The 16,411-nt window shown below is 67.5% G+C and carries 18 protein-coding genes and 1 pseudogene; 9 read left to right on the top strand and 10 right to left on the bottom strand.

All coding sequences use genetic code 11. The features are described from left to right. Positions 1-392 precede the first annotated feature (392 nt). On the top strand, positions 393-602 hold the full coding sequence (locus B9H04_RS17910) for a hypothetical protein (protein ID WP_139835029.1): 210 nt from the start codon (positions 393-395) through the stop codon (positions 600-602). On the opposite strand, the gene B9H04_RS05850 is transcribed toward B9H04_RS17910, so the two are convergent. Next, complete coding sequence (locus B9H04_RS05850) at positions 599-1,885, bottom strand: tyrosine-type recombinase/integrase (RefSeq protein WP_080508594.1); 1,287 nt, start codon at positions 1,883-1,885, stop codon at positions 599-601. The two genes, B9H04_RS17910 and B9H04_RS05850, sit on opposite strands and share 4 nt — an antisense overlap. Positions 1,886-1,943: 58 nt before the next feature. Between B9H04_RS05850 and B9H04_RS05845 the strand changes: the two are divergent. After that, a pseudogene (locus B9H04_RS05845) lies at positions 1,944-2,879 on the top strand (ABC transporter ATP-binding protein); the annotation flags it as partial. A gap of 46 nt (positions 2,880-2,925) precedes the next feature. Here the strand turns inward: B9H04_RS05845 and B9H04_RS05840 are convergent. After that, a complete protein-coding gene (locus B9H04_RS05840) occupies positions 2,926-3,237 on the bottom strand; it encodes a DUF5789 family protein (protein WP_049932239.1) in 312 nt (103 codons plus the stop codon). A gap of 176 nt (positions 3,238-3,413) precedes the next feature. On the opposite strand from B9H04_RS05840, the gene B9H04_RS05835 reads away from it, so the two are divergent. Further along, positions 3,414-4,193 (top strand): creatininase family protein, encoded by a 780-nt coding sequence (locus tag B9H04_RS05835; protein WP_049932238.1) that lies wholly within the window; start codon positions 3,414-3,416, stop codon positions 4,191-4,193. Positions 4,194-4,208: 15 nt separating this feature from the next. Here the strand turns inward: B9H04_RS05835 and B9H04_RS05830 are convergent, their stop codons facing one another. The 3 genes from B9H04_RS05830 to B9H04_RS05820 form a co-directional block, all read right to left on the bottom strand. Next, positions 4,209-4,607 carry a DUF5790 family protein gene (locus B9H04_RS05830; RefSeq protein ID WP_049932236.1) on the bottom strand — a complete coding sequence of 133 codons (399 nt, stop codon included), beginning with the start codon at positions 4,605-4,607 and terminating at the stop codon, positions 4,209-4,211. 124 nt (positions 4,608-4,731) lie between these two features. Next, entirely contained in the window at positions 4,732-4,959 is a 228-nt protein-coding gene (locus B9H04_RS05825) for a hypothetical protein (protein ID WP_049932234.1), read from the bottom strand. Between the two features lie 64 nt (positions 4,960-5,023). Then, on the bottom strand, positions 5,024-5,839 hold the full coding sequence (locus tag B9H04_RS05820; RefSeq protein WP_049932233.1) for an aldo/keto reductase: 816 nt from the start codon (positions 5,837-5,839) through the stop codon (positions 5,024-5,026). A gap of 198 nt (positions 5,840-6,037) precedes the next feature. On the opposite strand from B9H04_RS05820, the gene B9H04_RS05815 reads away from it, so the two are divergent. Together B9H04_RS05815 and B9H04_RS05810 are read left to right on the top strand one after the other, a co-directional pair. Continuing rightward, positions 6,038-7,714 carry a methyl-accepting chemotaxis protein gene (locus tag B9H04_RS05815; RefSeq protein ID WP_085682529.1) on the top strand — a complete coding sequence of 559 codons (1,677 nt, stop codon included), beginning with the start codon at positions 6,038-6,040 and terminating at the stop codon, positions 7,712-7,714. Between the two features lies 1 nt (position 7,715). After that, positions 7,716-8,465 (top strand): bacteriorhodopsin, encoded by a 750-nt coding sequence (locus tag B9H04_RS05810; RefSeq protein WP_049932230.1) that lies wholly within the window; start codon positions 7,716-7,718, stop codon positions 8,463-8,465. Positions 8,466-8,484: 19 nt separating this feature from the next. Here B9H04_RS05810 and ahbB read toward each other — a convergent pair whose 3' ends face one another. Both ahbB and B9H04_RS18600 read right to left on the bottom strand, forming a co-directional pair. After that, the gene (gene ahbB, locus B9H04_RS05805; protein ID WP_049932229.1) at positions 8,485-9,543 is read right to left on the bottom strand and encodes a siroheme decarboxylase subunit beta; all 1,059 of its coding nucleotides are present in this window, start codon (positions 9,541-9,543) and stop codon (positions 8,485-8,487) included. 141 nt (positions 9,544-9,684) lie between these two features. Continuing rightward, positions 9,685-9,843: a DUF7317 family protein gene (locus B9H04_RS18600; protein WP_167373093.1), complete on the bottom strand. Its 159-nt coding sequence runs from the start codon at positions 9,841-9,843 to the stop codon at positions 9,685-9,687. 301 nt (positions 9,844-10,144) lie between these two features. On the opposite strand from B9H04_RS18600, the gene B9H04_RS05800 reads away from it, so the two are divergent. Next, positions 10,145-11,236, top strand: coding sequence for an anthranilate phosphoribosyltransferase (locus B9H04_RS05800; RefSeq protein ID WP_049932227.1), 1,092 nt, complete (start codon positions 10,145-10,147; stop codon positions 11,234-11,236). Between the two features lie 18 nt (positions 11,237-11,254). Here B9H04_RS05800 and B9H04_RS05795 read toward each other — a convergent pair whose 3' ends face one another. From B9H04_RS05795 to B9H04_RS05785, 3 genes are all read right to left on the bottom strand, one after another. Then, a complete protein-coding gene (locus tag B9H04_RS05795; protein WP_085682528.1) occupies positions 11,255-12,094 on the bottom strand; it encodes an NAD+ synthase in 840 nt (279 codons plus the stop codon). A 104-nt stretch (positions 12,095-12,198) separates the two neighbouring features. After that, positions 12,199-12,846, bottom strand: a complete 648-nt coding sequence (locus B9H04_RS05790) for an NUDIX hydrolase (RefSeq protein WP_049932223.1) — start codon at positions 12,844-12,846, stop codon at positions 12,199-12,201. Further along, on the bottom strand, positions 12,843-13,226 hold the full coding sequence (locus tag B9H04_RS05785) for a hypothetical protein (RefSeq protein ID WP_049932220.1): 384 nt from the start codon (positions 13,224-13,226) through the stop codon (positions 12,843-12,845). Before B9H04_RS05785 ends, B9H04_RS05790 begins: the two co-directional genes overlap by 4 nt. A 165-nt stretch (positions 13,227-13,391) precedes the next feature. On the opposite strand from B9H04_RS05785, the gene B9H04_RS05780 reads away from it, so the two are divergent. From B9H04_RS05780 to B9H04_RS05770, 3 genes are all read left to right on the top strand, one after another. Beyond that, positions 13,392-14,348 (top strand): DUF5787 family protein, encoded by a 957-nt coding sequence (locus B9H04_RS05780; protein WP_049932219.1) that lies wholly within the window; start codon positions 13,392-13,394, stop codon positions 14,346-14,348. A 34-nt stretch (positions 14,349-14,382) separates the two neighbouring features. Beyond that, positions 14,383-14,790: a CBS domain-containing protein gene (locus B9H04_RS05775; RefSeq protein ID WP_049932217.1), complete on the top strand. Its 408-nt coding sequence runs from the start codon at positions 14,383-14,385 to the stop codon at positions 14,788-14,790. 122 nt (positions 14,791-14,912) lie between these two features. Next, on the top strand, positions 14,913-16,277 hold the full coding sequence (locus B9H04_RS05770; RefSeq protein ID WP_049932214.1) for an LLM class flavin-dependent oxidoreductase: 1,365 nt from the start codon (positions 14,913-14,915) through the stop codon (positions 16,275-16,277). Positions 16,278-16,411 lie beyond the last annotated feature (134 nt).

Raw genomic sequence — 16,411 nt, 5'->3', positions numbered from 1 at the left:
ATAATAATCTGTAAAATGGGGGGTTGACTCTCTGAAACAGTCATTTTCAGGGGTTTGAATGGGATAGGGGGGTTAAATTCTCTTAAGCGACGGATATCGACCCAATCCCTATGGGTCTAATATGGCTTTTTAGTTAAGTCCCAATTTTGAGACATATAATAAAACTGAGATTCACATTTGTCCAAAAATATCCAAAGAAAATGAACAAATATTTATACCTGTAGCTCAAACTATATGATGAGGGTAATTCACTACCCTTTCCCTGAAATAAGGGAAAAAACAAGCCGCCTTCTCTTCCTTTTCCACCATGTTAGGAAGGGGCGTCTTTTTCTGTTTTGGTAACGTTTCTCACGAAAGCCATTTATTGAGTATGCTACAAGCCGCAAATAGATATGAGTGATTTAGAAGAAGCAGTTAAAGAAAATAAGGAGGATCTTCGGGTAGTGGCTAATGCTGATTGTTCTGCTTCATGGATCGCTAAAGAGCTTCTACAGTCGTTTGATTTGGATACGTCCCAAACTACTACTGAACCCAAAGAATCGCTAGAGAGTCCGACAGAGCCGACAGAGAAACAAGCAGAGGGTAGTGTCTTTGCTTACTAGTTGTCGGTAAGCTCTTTCAATACTTCTTCTTTGAGTTGATTAACTACTTCATCATTCATATTATCCAGAGAGATTTCTTCTTCCCCGTCTAACTCTCCTTTTGCTTGATACATATCCTCTTCAATTTCTTGTTTAGTGCTATGAGCTTCGGGAGAGAACACATTACCACAGATACTACAGGCTACATCATTAGGACCGAGAGAGTGACCACAAACGTCGCATGACATAGGAGTAAGAGAGGATTCTTCTTCGGGTTCAGCATATCCGGCGGAAACCTCTGCTTTGTGTATCCATTCATCGTCAGACAAATGTTTGTAAGTAGTTCGCATAACGTCCGAAGAATCACCGTGATGAATTAACCACTTTATTACGTCGTCATCCATATCGTAATCTCTCCTACAGATAGAAACGAAATTATGCCGAAAGAAGTGTGGTTTCGCGGGTTTATCGATCTCTGCTTCATCCATGATTTTGTGAGTCGTATATCGGATAGTTTCCGACGTAACGGGTTCAGTTGGATCTATCTTCCCCCTATATCCCGGCTTTTGAGTGATAACATAGTTATCCGCCTTTGGTTCAGGGTGATACTGCTTCCAGTCTCTTAGTGCGCCGGTCGCACCGAGTAATGGTCTAAACTCTCCTACCTCTCCCGCGCCTTTGGTTCCCTCTGCTTCGGGATTAACTCGGTATCTACCCGATGCACCTTCTTCTAGTCTAATATCTTTCCAGCGTAATGTTCTCAAAGCCGTGTTTCTCATACCTGTATATAGTAATAAATGAAGAATAGCATTATCACGACTAGAATCAACTGCTTCTTTCAATTCTTCTATTTCCTCTCGGTTCAGAATATCTGACGGATCGATACCTTCCCCGTCCGGTTCATATGCCGATACTTCTTCGGGTTCTATATGTTCTAAGTCGTGAAATCTGATAAGCCGTCTTACAGCATATTGGTAATTTCTGACTGTAGTTTTTGATAACCCGTCTTTTTTGTGCATATTCATCATTACCTGATTGATTTCGTCCGAAGAAGCTTCCATTAAAGGAGAGTCCATACGCTTTGAGGTAGTGATTAACCTCTCAAGCCATGCTGATAGTGTTGCTACGGTTCTGTAGGACTCTCCCGAAGGTTTGGATGCACTAAGGTTCTCTTCATCGTAAGCTTCTATTAGTTCAGTAATCCCGTTTCTATCGATTTCAGGGATAGGACCGTATCCTCTCCCGTGATTTCGTTTTAATCTTCTTTGCTCATTCTGTAACCGCCCGCGTTTGGTGTTAGCCATGAATCACGCTTCTACCCGGATATTGAAAAAGATTGTTCCAAACCAATTCTGTGTAAAGGCGCAGTTCGGGCAGATCATCAACATGTACCAGCGCGCCCGCGCCTCCTCCGCGCGGATCTTCGGGCTGATGGACGAGCCGTCGCGGCTCGCCGAGGACCCGGGCGCGGAGGACCTGACGGTCGGCGACGGCGACGTGGTGTACGACGACGTCTCCTTCGGCTACGACGACGAGACGATCGTCGAGGACGTCGACTTCGCCGTCGAGGGCGGCGAGACGCTCGCGCTGGTCGGCCCGACCGGCGCGGGGAAGTCGACCGTGCTCAAGCTGCTCCTCCGGATGTACGACGTCGACGAGGGGTCGATCGAGATCGACGGACAGGACGTCCGCGACGTGACGCTCAAGTCGCTCCGTCGCTCGATCGGCTACGTCGGGCAGTCCTCGTACCTGTTCTACGGGACGGTCCGCGAGAACATCACCTACGGTACCTTCGACGCCACCGACGAGGAGGTCCGCGAGGCCGCCGAGGCCGCCGAGGCGCACGAGTTCATCCAGAACCTCCCCGACGGCTACGACACCATGGTCGGCGAGCGCGGCGTGAAGCTCTCCGGCGGGCAGCGCCAGCGCGTCACCATCGCGCGGGCGGTGCTCAAGGACCCGGACATCCTCATCCTCGACGAGGCGACCTCGGACGTCGACACGGAGACGGAGATGCTGATCCAGCGCTCGCTCGACCGGCTCACCGAGGAGCGGACGACGTTCGCGATCGCCCACCGGCTCTCGACGATCAAGGACGCAGACACGATCCTCGTGTTGGAGGGCGGGCAGATCGCCGAGCGGGGGACGCACGACGAGCTGCTCGACAACGACGGGCTGTACGCGCACCTCTGGGGCGTTCAGGCGGGCGAGATCGACGAGCTCCCGCAGGAGTTCATCGACCGCGCGCAGGAGCGCACGGCGCGGATAGTCGAAGAGGCCGATACCGACGACGACTGATCGGGGCCGCGCGCCGAGCGGAACGGGGCGGGGCTCGACCGAAGAGTCACCGCGGAAGCCGCGTCCACTCGTCGGCGGCCGCCTCCGGGGACGCGTCGGCGTGCCCGAGCGCATCGAGAACGGCCTCGCGGACCTCCGACGGATCCCGAAACTGCGTCTCCTCGCGCCCTTCGAGCAGCCCGTCGAGCCGCGCTGTCCTCGTCGGCGTCTCCAACGTCGCGGCGCCGTACTGCTCTATCAACTCCGCCGCGGTCACCGGATAGCGGTGTTCGCGGAGCGCCCGCTTCAGCGGGCCGAACGTCACGGCCGGAGCCGAGTCGCGTGTCCCCGTGTCGCGATCCGCGTTGTCACCGCTCATGGAGCCGCGATCCGCGGGAAGCGTCATAATACCCCGGGAGCGGCCGCGGGGCGAGCGCCCATGTCTCGCGAGCGGTCGACCGCCCCTGCGCCGCGGCGACCACCAGACGCCGGCGGTGACCACTCGGCATCGGCGATGACCGCCGGCTATACGACGCCGGCCACCGAGGCGTCGGTATGCGCCTCAGCGAGGTCACGTGGACCGACGTTCGCGACGCCGACATCGACGTCGCGTTCCTCCCGGTCGGCAGCACGGAACAGCACGGGCCGCACGCCCCGCTCGGCACCGACGCGCTGAACGCCGTCGCGGTCGCAGAGGCGAGCGCGGACGCCTACGAGGAGACGGGAACGGACGACGAGGGGTCGGGCGGCGAGCCGGGAGCGGACCGCGGGGAGGTCGCGGTCGCGCCGCCGATCCCGGTCGGCGTCGCGGAGGAGCACCGCGCCTTCGACGGGACGATGTGGGTTTCCCCGGAGACGTTCCGGGCGTACGTCCGGGAGTCCGCGGAGTCGCTGGTCTCGCACGGGGTCGACCGCGTCGTGTTCGTCAACGGGCACGGGGGGAACGTCGAGGCGCTGGCGGAGGTCGCCCACCGCTTCTCGCGCGACGACGCCCACGCGGGGTACGGGGTGGCGTTCACGTGGTTCGAGTCGGTCGGCGACCACGCGAGCGACATGGGTCACGCTGGCCCGCTGGAGACGGCGCTGCTGCGCGCGACGAATCCGGACTTGGTCCGCGAGGAGCGGGTCGACGATGCGAGCGCGGGCGCCGCCGACCGGTGGGGCGAGTGGGTGTCTGGGGTGAACCTCGCGCACGACTCTGCCGAGTTCACCGACAACGGCGTCGTCGGCGACCCGCGGGAGGGCGACGCCGAGCGGGGCGCGGTCCTGCTCGACCGCGCGAGCGCGGCGCTCGCGGCGCTGGCGGAAGCGGTCGCTGACCGGAAGTCGACGTAGGGCGCGGCCGGAGGGTTACTCCTCGTCCGCCGCGTCCTGAAGCGCCCCGCGGATCGCGGGGACGGTGCCGGTGAGGGAGGCGACCTCGTCGGCGGCGCTCTCGATGTCGCCGACGAGCGATTCGAGCTCCTCGATCTCCGCTTTCAGGTCGGCGGCGTCCTCGAAGGCGTCGGCGCGCTCGCCGAGGACGTACGCCTTCTTCGCCGAGCGGACGCTGTCGACGGCGTCGCCGGCGTCGAGCGCGGATTTCAGTCCGTTGAGCGCGCCGAGGACGTTGTCCGCGTCCGTCTCCCACACCGCGTCCGGGTCCGGGAGTTCCTCGCGCGCCGCGGCGAGGTGATCTTCGACCTCCGCGCGGGTCTCCGCGGCCGCCTCGCCGAACAGGTCGTCGTCATCGAACGTGGACTGGCCCATACCGGACCTGTCTCGCCCGCGCCTTTTAAAAACGCGCCCGAAAGCGGAAGTGAAACCGACGGAGAGGACGGGTCGAGTGCCGGATCGGGCGGGTCTCGCGTTCAGTTTCGGTCGGCCGGCGGGCTCAGATGCGAACGAGCAGCTCGACAGCGATCAGCGTCACGAGGAGGACGAGAAGGCCAGCGAGGACCGCGAGCGTCCGGAGCTGATCGAGCACCGCGTCCGTCCCGGGCGTCGCCGCGAGGAGGGCGGGACGGTCGCGGAGACCGGACTCGCCGTCCGGGTCCGAGTCGCCGCTCGGGGAGCCGCCGGCGGGCGGGCCGGCGTCGGTCCGCGAGTTCGGGTCCGACACGGGCGGGGGTTCGATCCGAATCCTCGTTAAACCGACTATGAGGCCACAATACCGGTATTGAGCGTTACGGAGATCGGTCTCGGTTCCACGACGCCTCCTCGAAGTCGACGATCCGCTCGCGGCGGTCAAGCGCGTCGATCCGGGCGAGTTCCTCGTCCGTCAGGTCGATCTCACGGGCCGCCCAGTTGTCCTCGACGTGGCCGAAGTCGGCCGCCTTCGGGATCGGCGCGACGCGCTCCTTCGAGAGCAGCCACGCGAGGCTCACCTGGGCCGGGGTCGCGTTGTGGGCCGCGGCTATCTCTCGGAGGGCGTCGACCTCGGCGACGCGGTTGCGCGCGATCGGCGAGTAGGCGACGAGCCAGTGGTCGTGTTCGACGGCGTACTCGCGGAGCCGCTCCTGTTGAAGCAGGGGGTGACACTCCACCTGGTGGGCGAACACGTCGTGGTCGAGGCGGTCGAGCGCCTCGTCGAGTTCGTCGGGCTCGAAGTTCGAGAGCCCGATCCGATCTATCACCCCGTCGTCGACGAGGTCGTCGAGCGCGGGCAGCGTCTCCGCGGGCTCGTAGGTGTTGATCGGCCAGTGGACGTACAGCAGGTCGATCGAGTCGACACCGAGCCGGTCGCGGCTGGCGCGGGCGGTCTCGACCGCGTCGTCGTACGAGAGGTTGTCCGTCGAGAGCTTCGTCGCGACGAACAGGTCCTCGCGGTCGCGGTCGCTCCGGCCGATCCCGTCGCCGACCGAGGCCTCGTTGTCGTACCCCTGGGCGGTGTCGACGTGGCGGTAGCCGGTCTCGATCGCGTGGGCGACGCCGGCCGCGCACTCCTCGCCGGCGGCCAGCTTGTACGTCCCGTATCCGAGTCTGTCGAAGGCGGTCACCATGCGCGTCCGTGCGGGCGGCGACGCCCTCAACGTACCGGTCCCGGCGGATCGGGGTGTCAGGCCCGGCGGCCTCGCGCACGTGCTCGCTTTCCGCTCGCCGAGCCGCCGGTACCGCCCGACTCGACCGCGAGCAGAGTATCACTGGTAATATTCGGGGAGGAGTTATTATGACGATAGGATCTCTGCCGTTCGGTATACATGCAAGAGGGATCGGCCTCGGGCGTCCGATCGAGCTACGGTGCGAAGCTCGCTCTGTCGCTGATCGGGGTCATGGCGGTCTCAGTTTCGTACGGAGTCATCGTCTATCTACGCGCGGAGGGGACCGGCGCCGCGGGCGCCGAAGTGCGCTCCGGACTGGTCGGGATGACGCTGTTGACGGTGATCGGGCTCGCGCTCATCGGCGTCACCGTCGGCTCGAACACGGTCATCTCCCTGCGGCAACTGACTGACAAGGCCGAGCGGATGGCCGAGGGAGAGCTCGACGTGCGTCTCGACACCGGGCGAACCGACGAGATCGGGCGGCTGTTCCACGCGTTCGACGAGATGCGCGGTTCGCTGCGCTCGGAGATCTCCGACGCCGAAGCGGCCCGCGAGGAGGCGGAACGAGCGCGACGGGAGGCCGACACGCGCGCCGAGACGGTCGAACACAAGGCGACCGAGTACGAGTCCGCCATGCGCGCGCTCGCCGACGGCGACCTGACGCGCCGGGTCGACCCCGAGAGCGACAACGAGGCGATGGCGCGGGTGGGCGCCGCGTTCAACGAGATGGCCGACGAGCTGGAGGGGACGGTCGCGTCCGTCGCGACCGTCGCCGAGGACACCGCCGACGTGGCCGGGACCGTCGACGACCGCACGGAGGACCTGCGGGCGACGACAGGGACCGTGAGCGAGGCGGTCGAGGAGATCGCCGAGGGCGCGCGCACCCAGCGCGACGACCTGCGGGCGGCGACCGACGAGGCCGAGAACCTCGCGTCCTCGGCCGAGGAGGTCGCCTCCACCGTCACCGACGTGGCGGAGACCGCGGAACACGCGGCGGAGGTCGGCGACGAGGGTCGCGAGGCCGCCGAGGAGGCGCTCGCGGAGATGGACGCGGTCGAGGAGACGACCGCGGAGACGACCGCGGAGGTCGGGGCGCTCGCCGCGGGGGTCGAGGAGATCGGCGAGGTGGGCGACACCATCTCGGGGATCGCCGAGCAGACGAACCTGCTCGCGCTGAACGCCTCCATCGAGGCGGCCCGCTCCGGGGCCGACGGCGCCGGCTTCGCGGTCGTCGCCGAGGAGGTGAAGGCGCTGGCCGAGGAGACCCAGGAGTCGGCGAGCGAGATCGAGGCCCGGATCCGCTCCGTCCAGGAGCGCGCGGAGACGGGCGCCGACGCGATGGCGCGCACGGAACAGCGGATCTCGGCCGGCGTCGACACGGTCGAGACCTCGATCGACGCCCTCGAACGCCTCGCGGAGGCCTCCGAGCGCACCGACGCGAGCATGACCGAGATCACCCGGACGACGGAGACGCAGGCCGACTCCGTCGACGCGGTGGTCGGCCACGTCGAGGACGTCTCCGCGATCAGCGCGCAGACGGCCAGCGCGGCCGGCGACGTCACCGGTGCGGTCGACGAGCAGGAGCGGACTCTCGGGGCGGTCGAGACCGCGGCCGGGTCGCTCTCCGACCGGGCGCTCGCGCTGCGCGACGCGGTCGACGACTTCGAGTTCGCGGCCGGCGACGGTCTCGGCGCCGCGGGCGACGGGACGGGCCGCGGCGCGGCGGCCGACGGCGCCACCGCCGTCCCCGACGGGGGAGGCGACGGCGACGGGAGCGAGTTTGACTTCTCGCGCGGCGGGGGCGACGACGCGCCCGCCGGGGAGGGGGTGAACTGAGATGCTCGTCGACACCACCGTCTGGGCGTGGATCGGCGCGCTCGCGATGGGCGCCGGAACGGTTCCCCCGCTGTGGGCGTGGCTCTCCGGATCGTCGGCGACCGACGAGTCGCACGGCGTCTACTACGGGACCCTCGCCGGCGTCACCGGCGTCGCGGCGCTCGCGTACCTCGCGATGGCGCTCGGCGTCGGCACGCTGTCGACGGCGGCCGGCGAGCTGGAGGTCGTCCGGTACGTCGACTGGCTCGTGACCACGCCGCTCATACTCCTCTACCTCGGGCTGCTCGCCCGCCCGTCCCGACGGGTGCTCACCGGGCTGATCGGCGTCGACGTGGTGGTCATCGCCGGCGGGGTCACCGCCGCCGCCACCGGCGGAGCGGTGTCGTGGGCCGCCTTCGCCGTCGGCGGAGCCGCGTACCTCGCGCTCGTCTACGGGCTGCTCGTCGCGCTCCCGCGGTCGGCATCGGCGGAGGGCGACCGGGTCCGCGCCGTCTTCGGCACGCTGCGGAACATCACCGTGGTGCTGTGGACGCTGTACCCGGTCGTGTGGCTGCTCGCGCCCACCGGTTTCGGCCTGCTGACGCCCGCGACGGAGATGCTCGTGTTCGTCTACCTCGACATCGTCTCGAAGGTCGGCTTCGTCGTCATCGCGGTCGCGGGCGCGGACGCGCTCGACCGCCTCGGCGCCGGTGAGTTCGCCGCCGCCGACTCGGCGGCAGAAGAGCGGACGGCCGCCCTCGGCGACGACTGAGCCGCGGAGATTTTTTGCGTTACCCGTCGTCCGCGACGAGGTCCTCGTAGCGCGCGCCGGTCTGTTTCAGCGTCTCGGTCGAGTAGAGTCGCTCGTGGTCGAACGGGAGGTGGTCGGTCGCCAGCTCGTCGATCTTCGCGTCGACCGCCTCCGCCTCCCGACCGTGGATCATCGTGAACAGGTTGTACTCCCAGTCCTGGTCGGGGCGACGCGGGCGGTGGTAACAGAGCGTGACGTACGGGAGGCTGCCGACCGCCTCGCCGCGCTCGTCGAGCTCCTCGTCCGGCACGTCCCAAACCACCATACAGTTGTTCGTGAAGCCGGTGACGACGTGGTTGACGACGCAACCGATCCGCTTGATACAGCCGTCGGCGAGGAGGCGCTCGACCGCCGCGAGCACGTCGTCGACGGGCGCGTCGATCTCGTTCGCCACGTCGGCGTAGGGGGTCGCGGACAGCGGGAAGCCGTCCTGGATCGCCAAGAGGAGGTCCGCTTCGAGCGGGCTCAGGTCGCCGCGCGCGTCCTCGGAGATGCGGGTGGCGGAGACGTCGGTGTGGTCGAGCGACTCCCGCGCGAACCGGTCGGCGTTGACTACGGGGAACTCAAGGTCGATGTAGTAGTCCGTGAGCATCGGGAGCGCGAGCACCTCGCAGCCGGTTTGCTCCTCGATCTCCGCGAGGATCTCGTCGCGCTTCTCGCGGGAGCCCGCGGTGACGACGAACCACTGGTTCCACTCGTGGTCGCGGCGGTAGTTGTGGTTCACCTGCCGGTACCCGTTGATCACCTCGGCGACCTCGTCGAACCGGTCGTCCGGCGCGCGCACCGCCGCGAGCGTCGACGAGCCGATGACCGGCGGGTTGAGCACCGCACCGAACCGGCGGAACACGCCGCGCTCGCGGAGGTCGCGGACGCGGTCGAGGAGGTCGTCGGCGTCGACCGCGAGGCCCGTCTCGGCCGCGATCTCGCGGGCGACCCGCTCGAACGGACGGCGTTCGGCGGGGAAGCCGCTCTGGTACTCGTCGATGAGGGCCGCGTCGACCGCGTCGAGGTCGGCCCGCCAGTCGGCGTCCAAACTCATTGGAAACGCTTGGGGCGGAGTGTACGTACGGGTTTCGGAGGGCGCCGACCGTCAGGGGGACACCACGTTCGGGGCGGAGCGTCGGTCGGGGTGGAGCGTCGGTCGTCGGCGGGGGGCCTCGCCGGGCGTCGCGACGGTGATTCAGTCGTCGGCGGGGGCCTCGCCGGGCGTCGGCGCGAACGCCCGGGCGCTCTTCTCCAACTGCGCCGTCGAGCAGCCGCCGACGGTCGCGGCCTGTTCGAGCGTCAGCGTGCGGGACCGATACAGCGTGAGCGCGGTGGCGACGGATTTGGACGTCATCGGGTACGATCGCTAACTATCTGGACAAGCATATAACTCTAACGCTATTTTGACTCCGATACGGCACACTTACAGAGCAAGATTAGTTTTTATTCATATATTTTCTCACAGAACAAGACATTCGTTCATTTGTACTGTGTGAGTAAGTACCACAGATCGGGCGAGAGCGGTCGCGCCGTCCCGGCTCATCGCTCGCGCGCGGTGTTGCCGCGTCGAGTCGGAGGGCGGAGGCGGTCCTTCTCGTTCCCGCGGTGCGGGAGTCGAACGGGGGACTTTTCGTGCGAGAAGCCTAACGGAGCGTATGGCTCAGGCGACTCAGGAGTTCGGCGACTGGCCCCTCAAGCGGCTGATGACCGAGGTCTGCGGCTCCGGCCACAAGTCGGCCGACGACCTGACGCGCGCGCAGGCGACCGAGGCGTTCGAGCGCATCCTCGCGGGCGAGCCCGACCCGACGACGCTCGGGGCGTTCTGGCTCTCAAACCGCTGGAAGCGGAACACGGCCGAGGAGCTCGGCGCGTACGTCGACGTGATGTGCGACCGCGTCGAGTACGCCGAACCCGACGCCGACCCCGTCGACTGCGGCGCGAACTACGACGGGAAGGGACGGACGGCGATCCTCGGCGTCGCGGCGGGCGCGGTCGCGGCCGCCGCGGGCACTCCCGTCGTCGTCCACTCGGGCGACCGCGTGCCCACGCAGAAGCAGGACGCGTACAAACACGTCCTCGACGAGCTCGGCGTCCACACGGAGCTGACCCCCGCCGACTCAGCCGACATGGTCGACGAGACCGGCTTCGGCTTCTACTACCAGCCCGCGTTCAACCCCGCCATCGACGACCTGTTCGACCGGCGCGACCAGATGGGCGTCCGGTCGTTCGTCAACACCGTCGAGACGCTGGCGAACCCCGCCGGCGCGTCCGTCCACCTCGGCTCCTTCTACCACCTCGCGTTCGCGAAGAAGGTGGTCGACACGTTCGTCGAAAGCGAGTTCCACGACCTCGACCGCGTCCTGATGTTCCAGGGCATGGAGGGGTACGACGACGTACGCCCCGGCTACACCAAGGTCGCCGAGTGGGACGCGTCGGGCGACGACGGCGAGGGCAGCGAGGGCGCGTCCTTCGACGACTTCGAGATCGAGACCGCGGAGTACGGGATGGACCTCGAGGAAGACGACCTCGCGGTCGACGACGTCGCGACCGACTCCGCCGCGATCACCGAGGAGGTACTGGCGGGCGAGCGAGACGGCGCCTTCGCGGACGCGGTCGCGGTCAACGCCGCGCTTCGGATCTACGCCGGCGGCGACGCCGACTCCATCGAGGAGGGTCTCGACGCCGCCCGCGAGGCCATCGACGACGGCTCCGCGCACGACGTGCTCGAAGCGATGCGGGAGTTCTGAAGGGGCGCGACGCGGGCGTTACAGTTCGCGGGCGGGCGCCGGGGGCATCGCCCGCTTGTGGGCGCTGCGCTCGTGGAGGTCGACCACGCGGGCGACGGCCTCTTCGGGCACGTCGAGTTCGCTGACCGTCGCCGACCGCGAGAGTCCGCCGTCGACGTGGACCGCGAGGATGGCGTCGACGGTGTCGTAGTCGAGCCCCATCTCCTCGGCGTCGGTCTGGCCCTCCCACATCCCCGCGGTCGGCTCCTGCATCACGAGGTCGCGGGGGACGCCGACGTGGGCGGCCAGCTGGCGCACCTGCTGTTTGTAGAGGTTGCCGATGGGGTTACAGTCGACCGCCTGGTCGCCGTACTTCGTGTAGTAGCCGGTCATCGCCTCGGCGCGGTTCCCGGTGCCGAGGACGACCCGGTTCTCGGCGTTAGCGACGAAGTAGTTCAACACGGCGCGGGTGCGGACGTAGACGTTCCCGGCCGCCATCTGGTCCGTCGCGGCCTCCGGGACCGCGTCGAAGAAGGCCTCCGCGATCGGCTGGATCTCGATCACGTCGTACTCGACGCCGAGGTCGTGGGCGACGCGCTCCGCGTCGCTCATCACGTCCGCGTCGTTCACCGCCGAGGGCATCGTGAGGCCGTGGAGGCCGTCCTCGCCGAGCGCCTCGACCGCGAGGTGGGCGGTGAGCGTCGAGTCGATACCGCCCGAGAGGCCGAGGACCGCCCCCTCGGCGCCCGCGTCGTCGACGACGTCGCGGATGAACGAGACGATGCGCTCGCGGGTCGCCGCAAGTTCGTCGTCCGAGAGGCGGAGATCGAGCGGGGGGTCGTCCGACAGCAACACCGACTGCTCCGATGCGTGGCTCATACGTCTATTGAGGGGCCGCAGCGATTAATACCTCCGCGTTGGCCCCGTGAACTGGACGCGTGTCGGGTTCTGTCCGGTCGCCGGCGGACGCCCGGAGGGGTCGCCTACAACAGCCCCTCGCGCTCGGCGAGCAGGAGCCCTTCGAGCGTCGCGTCGTTCGTCGGGGGCTCCCGGGCGATGTCCAGCGCCTCGTCGACCGGGACCGCTCGCGGCGCGAGGAACTCGTTGCTGTCGTGGTCGACGTCGACCGGCTCCAACCCCTCGGCGAACACGTAGCCGCGCGTGTGGCGCAACACGCCCGTCGAACACCACACCTCCTGGAGCAGCGACGTCGAGGACGGCGCAAAGCCGGTCTCCTCGGCGAGTTCGCGCGCACCGGCCTCGGTGTAGGACTCGCCGGACTCGACGATTCCGGCCGGGAGCTCCAGTTGCGTGTTCCGCACGGTGGGCCGGTACTGCTCGACGAACAGCACCCGGTCGTCGGCGACCGCGACGATCACCGTCGCGGGCGACAGCTCCGCCCAGTAGTACTTCTTCTCCGTGCCGTCGGGCTGCTCGACGCGGTCGTAACCGCCGACGAACCACCCCTCGTCGTACTCGACGACGACCTCCTCCACCGGCCACTCGGGCTCGCCCGGCAGCGAGTGGTTGCGCCCGTCGGAGAACGCGGGGAGCTCGCGGAGGTCGGCGGCCGGCGCGTCGGCGCCGGCGGGTCCCTCGTCCGCGCCGGGCGCCCCGTCTTCGTCCGTCACGGGCGAACCACCTCGGCGTGGTACACCTCGCCGCCGCGGCGCACCCGCACGCCGGTCTCAGTCGAGGCGTTCGGCACCTGTTGGGTGAGCGCGTCGACCTCGTCGAACGGGGTGTGGGTGAACCACTCTTTCATCCCGTACGGCCCGGCCTGGTAGCCGTCGGAGCGCCCGTCAGGGCTCTCTATCGCACCGATCAGGTACGGGTACCGGCGGTCGGAAACGTTGTTCACGTCGGCGGCGGTGCCGTTCGTCTCGATCGGTTCGACGGTGAGGTAGTAGGGGTCGCCGCTCCCGAGGTAGCTCGGGAGCGCGCCGAGCGCGAGCAGCGCAACGACGACGAGAACGATGGCGATGAGGAGGTTCCGGGTGACCCGGCGCATGGTCGCCGTAGGGTCCCGCGGGGAATACCGGTTTCGGACGACCGGACCGCGGTCGGCGGGACGCGACCGCGTGGGTGACGACTCGCGGTGACGCGACCGCGACGGCGGCGACTCACGGCGAGAGGGCGGCGACGCGTTTTAGCCCGAGGCCGCCTTGTTCGCGGTATGGAGTACCGGTTCGAGCTGGCGTTGTGCGCCGCGCTCGAATCGCCTGACCGGGTCGTCGCCCGCCAGCTCGGGGCGGGCGTCGAGACGCCCGGCGCGCGCATCGTCGATGTCTGTCTGCTGTCGCCGGGACCCGGCTTCGACGACCGCGCCGCGATCAGCGCCGAGCGGATCCCCGGTCCGGCCGTCGAGGCCGCGGTCGGCCCGGGCGAGGCCGTCCCCGTCGCCGACGCCTTCGACCTCCCGCCGGACCGGGCCGCAGCCGTCGTCGACCGCGCGGTCGAGGTCGGCTACCTCGAACGCGAGCGGCGGAACGGCCGGGAGGTCGTCCGCGCGACCGCGCGCTACCCGGACGACTGGGTGGGCGAGCTCGTCGCCGTCGAGAACAAGCCCGACCTCGGGACGCCGGGCGACCTGGAGGCGCAGCTCCGGTACGACGCCGCGCTCGGACTCTTCGACGAGGTGGTCCTCGCCACCGCCTCGTACGTCACCCGCGCGCACCTCAATCGGATCCCGGACGCGGTCGGCGTCTGGCGGTTCGACCCGGAGACGGGCGAGCGCGAGGTCGTCCGCGAGCCGACGCCGCTCGACCCGGCGGCGCCGGGCGTCGAGATCCGCGACGAGCGGCCCTCCCGCACGGACGTGGCGCTCGTCGGCCCCGAGGCGAAGGCCCGCAAGCGGCGGCGGGTCGCCGAGCGCGCCTACGGGAAGGGGTGGCGCCCCGAGCCGCCGGCGTGCGCGCACGGCGAGGCGACCGCCGACGGGCGACCGCGCTGCGCGCACTTCGACCGCGTCGTCGACCCCGGCCGCGAGTGCGGAGGCGGGTGTCCCGCGTTCGAGGCGGCCGACCCGCCGGCGGCCGAGCGCGACGGCCTCCGCGACGAACGGACGGCGTGGGTCGCGGCTCCCGAGGGGGACGGCCCGCGCCGTCAGTCCGGGCTCTCACGGTATCTGTGAGAACGCTTATACGGCGAGGGCGGGTCTCTCCGGTATGGACGAGATCGAAGACGTCTTCGTCGCGCGACTGATGTCGACGGACCTCCACACGGTGACGCCGGACACGTTGGTCGAGGACGCGGCCGCGGTGCTGCTCGAAAACGACATCAGCTCCGTGCTGGTCGTCGACGACGACGGCGACCTCGTCGGGATCCTCACCTCGACGGACTTCGTCGACATCGTCGCCAAGAGCCAACCGAAAGCCGAGACGACCGTCGAGCGGTACATGACGCGCGACCCGATCACCACCGGCGCGCAAGACGACGTGTCGGCGGTCGCCGCGACGATGCTGGAACGCGGGTTCCACCACGTCCCGGTCGTCGACGGGAGGACCCCCATCGGCATCATCACCACCTCCGACTTCGCCGCGTACGTCTCCTCGCCGGAGTCGGTCTCCGCGTAGGGCCCGCGGGTCGGCGTCCGGTCGGCGGTCGCCCCGCGCGTCTCCGTCGCGAGGCGTCCGCGACCGCGACAAGTGACGCCACTTCCTGTGGCCGTATTACCCCGGAACGCGTACGGTGGTCCGTGTCCGATCACCTACACCTCAACCTCTTCACCATGACCTCTGTGGAGCACGTCTCGCCCGGGTCGTGGCGGTACCCCGGCGACCGGTCGGCGGACTACGCCGACCGCGAGTACTGGACCGAGGTCGCGCGCACCGCCGAGCGCGGCGGCTTCGACGCGGTGTTCTTCGCCGACGTGCGCGGAATCTACGACGTGTACGGCGACGACCGCGAGACGGCCGTCGAGCGGGCGGTCCAGACGCCAGCGAACGACCCGCAGCTGGTCGTGCCCGCGATGGCGGAGGTCACGGACGACCTCGGCTTCGCGGTGACGCGCTCGACGACGTACACCCACCCCTACCAGCTGGCGCGGGAGTTCTCGACGCTCGATCACCTCACCGACGGCCGGGTGGCGATCAACGTCGTCACCTCGTACCTGGAGTCGGCCGCGGCGAACCTCGGCCTCGACGATCGGATGGACAAGGAGACGCGCTACGACCGCGCCGACGAGTTCCTCGACGTCTGCTACGAGCTGTGGGAGGAGTCGTGGGAAGACGACGCGGTCGAGGTCGACCGCGAGGCCGGGCGGTACAGCGACCCGGAGAAGGTCCACGCGATCGATTACGAGGGCGATCACTTCTCTGTGCCGGGGCCGCACGGCTGCGAGCCGTCGCCTCAGCGCACCCCCGTCGTCTACCAGGCCGGCTCCTCCGACTACGGCCGGTCGTTCGCCGCGCGCAACGCCGAGGCCGTCTTCGCCAGCCAGCCGACCGAGGAGGGCGTCGTCGAGTACATGTCGGACGTGAAGTCGCGCGCGGCCGACGCCGGGCGCGACCCCGAGAGCCTCCGCTTTTTCATCGGCGTGGTGCCGATCGTCGGCGAGACGCAGGCGCTCGCGGAGGCGAAGCACGCGGAGTACAAGCGGCACGTCGACGTCGAGGCGACGCTCGCGCTGCTGTCCGGCTTCCTCGACATGGACCTATCCGAACTCGACCCCGACCAGAAGGTCGAACACATCGAGACGGACGCGATCCAAGGGACGATGAACGCGTTCACGAAGGCGCAGCCGGACCGCGAGTGGACGGTCCGCGAAGTCGCGGAGTTCTGCGGGCTCGGCACCACCTCGCCGAAGATCGTCGGCACCCCGGAGGTGATCGCCGACGAGCTCCAGCGCTGGCACGAAGAGGTCGGCGTCCACGGGTTCAACGTCAAGGAGGTCGTCCGCCCGGACTCGCTCGTCGACTTCGTCGACCTCGTCGTCCCGGAGCTCCGCGAGCGCGGGCTCGTCCCCCCGGCCGACGCCGAGCCGCCGGGTGAGACGCTCCGCGAGCGACTCCTCGGCGAAGGACAGACGGGGCTCCGCGCCGACCACCCCGCCCGCCAGTAGCGGGAGAGAGTCCGCCGCCGAGTCGACGGGACCGGACCGCAGTCGGGCTGTTTCGGTTCCTGTTGGTCACGTGTTGTGAACATCTTGCCGCTAGCTAATACGATAACGCTGCCGCCCCCGGCACGCTTAAGTAT

The organism is Halorubrum ezzemoulense DSM 17463 (assembly GCF_002114285.1).
Lineage (GTDB): Archaea > Halobacteriota > Halobacteria > Halobacteriales > Haloferacaceae > Halorubrum > Halorubrum ezzemoulense.
The sequence above is the reverse complement of the archived record's forward strand: the minus strand, read 5'-3'. Positions and strand labels throughout refer to the sequence as shown.